Origin of the sequence: Elioraea sp. (assembly GCF_051860475.1) — a bacterium.
Lineage (GTDB): Bacteria > Pseudomonadota > Alphaproteobacteria > Acetobacterales > Acetobacteraceae > Elioraea.
Genome location: NZ_JBHYDW010000275.1, coordinates 1 through 1,907 on the forward strand (window position 1 = coordinate 1; position 1,907 = coordinate 1,907).

Annotated in this window: 3 protein-coding genes; all 3 read left to right on the plus strand. The window is 72.4% G+C overall.

What is annotated here, in order from left to right; translation table 11 throughout:
* The first annotated feature begins 55 nt into the window (after positions 1 to 55).
* Positions 56 to 208, plus strand: coding sequence for a hypothetical protein (locus tag ACTIFU_RS23590; RefSeq protein WP_439580770.1), 153 nt, complete (start codon positions 56 to 58; stop codon positions 206 to 208).
* Entirely contained in the window at positions 205 to 1,272 is a 1,068-nt protein-coding gene (locus ACTIFU_RS23595) for a radical SAM/SPASM domain-containing protein (RefSeq protein WP_439580771.1), read from the plus strand. The genes ACTIFU_RS23590 and ACTIFU_RS23595 overlap by 4 nt, the downstream gene beginning before the upstream one ends.
* A partial coding sequence (locus ACTIFU_RS23600; protein WP_439580772.1) for a glycosyltransferase family 2 protein occupies positions 1,260 to 1,907 on the plus strand: 648 nt, incomplete at its 3' end. The genes ACTIFU_RS23595 and ACTIFU_RS23600, both read left to right, overlap by 13 nt.

Here is a 1,907-nt window from a genome sequence, read left to right on the forward strand (position 1 = left end):
CTCGGGCTGGACGCGACGTTCCGGCGCAGCCCGCCGTCCTGGCTGAGGGGCCGGCGTGGTGCTGTACGACGTCGCGCCCGACGTACCCGAGCTCGGCTTCGTGGCGCGCGAGAGCCTGTTCAACCTGGCGCTGCTGCCCGGGCTCGCGGTGCATCTGCTGCCCCGCACGGCGCCTGCGCCGCGGCCCGCGGAGGGGAGATCCCGATGAGCGAACACGCGACCGCACCGCGCATCGACCCGCGGCGCTATCACGAGGCGGTGGCGGAGACGCACGCGCCGGTCGCGACGCGGCCGCCGGTCTGCCTCTATCTGGAGACTACCAACCGCTGCAACCTGCTCTGCACCACCTGTCCGCGCACCTACGAGGAGCTCGAGCCGCCGGCGGACATGAGCTGGGCGCTGTTCACCCGCATCATCGACCAGATCCCCGACATTGCGCGCGTGGTGCTGCACGGCGTGGGCGAGCCGATGCTGGTGAAGGAGCTGCCGCGCATGATCCGCTACCTGAAGGAGCGCGGCGCCTATGTGCTGTTCAACACCAACGGCACGCTGCTGACGACGCGGCGCGGGCGCGAGCTCTGTGAGAGCGGGCTCGACGAGCTCCGGGTCTCGCTCGATGCCGCCGATCCCAAGACCTTCATCGCGGTGCGCGGACGCGACTACTTCGACCGCATCCTGCGCAACGTACGCGCCTTCATCGAGATGCAGGCGCGCGATGGCCTCGATCGGCCGCGCATCTCGATGTGGCTCACGGGGCTGAAGGAGACGGTGGCGCAGCTGCCCGATTTCGTGCGCGTCTCGCACGCGGCCGGGGTGAAGGAAGTGTACCTGCAGCGGCTGGTGTTCTTCGAACGCGACGCGATCGGGCTCGCCCGTCCGGACCAGGCGCTGTTCGAGCGGATGACGCGCGAGGAGGCCGGGTATCTGGACGAGGCGGCGCGGCTCGCCGCAACGCTCGGCATGACGTTCAGCGCCTCGGGTGCCGCGAGCGAGCCGGGAATGAGCCTCAAGCGCGCCGACGATCCCAACCCCTGGACGCTCTGCCGCAGACCCTGGACGCTGATGTACATCACCGCCAACGGCCGCGTGCTGCCCTGCTGCTTCGCGCCGTTCACGCAGCGCGGCTACGAGCACTACACGCTCGGTGATGCGACCCAGGCGACCCTGCGCGAGATCTGGAACGGCGCAGCGTATCAGGACTTCCGCCGCGCGCTGCGCTCCGACCACCCGCCCGACACCTGCGCGAGCTGCGGGCTTAGATGGAGCCTGTAGTCGTCGCCGTCATTCCCTGCCTCGACGAGGAGGAGACGATCGGCGCGGTGGTCGCCGCGGTGCGCGGCCACGTCGACGCGGTGATCGTGGTCGACGGCGGCTCGCGCGACCGCACCGCCGAGCGCGCCGCGGAAGCAGGCGCGCGCGTGGTCACCGAGCCGCGCCGCGGCTACGGCCGTGCACTCCAGGCCGGCATCGGCGCGCTGCCGGAGCGGACCGGCGTCGTGCTGTTCCTCGACGGCGACGGCAGCGATCCGCCCGAGCGCATCCCCGAGGTGCTCGCGCCGATCCGCGCCGGGCGCGCCGCCTTCGTGCTCGGCTCGCGCCTGCGCGGCGAGCGCGAGCGGGGCAGCCTCTCGGCGCCGCAACTGCTGGCGGGCTGGCTCGGCGGTGCGCTGTTGCGGCTGGTCTACGGCGTGCGCTTCACCGACCTCTCGCCGTTCCGCGCGATCCGGCGCGACGCGCTCGACCGGCTGGGGATGCGCGACGAGACCTATGGCTGGAACCTCGAGATGCTGATGCGTGTCGCCGCCGCCGGACTGCCCAGCGAGGAGGTCCCGGTCGGGCAGCGCCGGCGCGCCGGCGGCGTCTCCAAGGTGTCGGGCAACCTGCGCGCCTCGCTCGCCGCCGCCTGG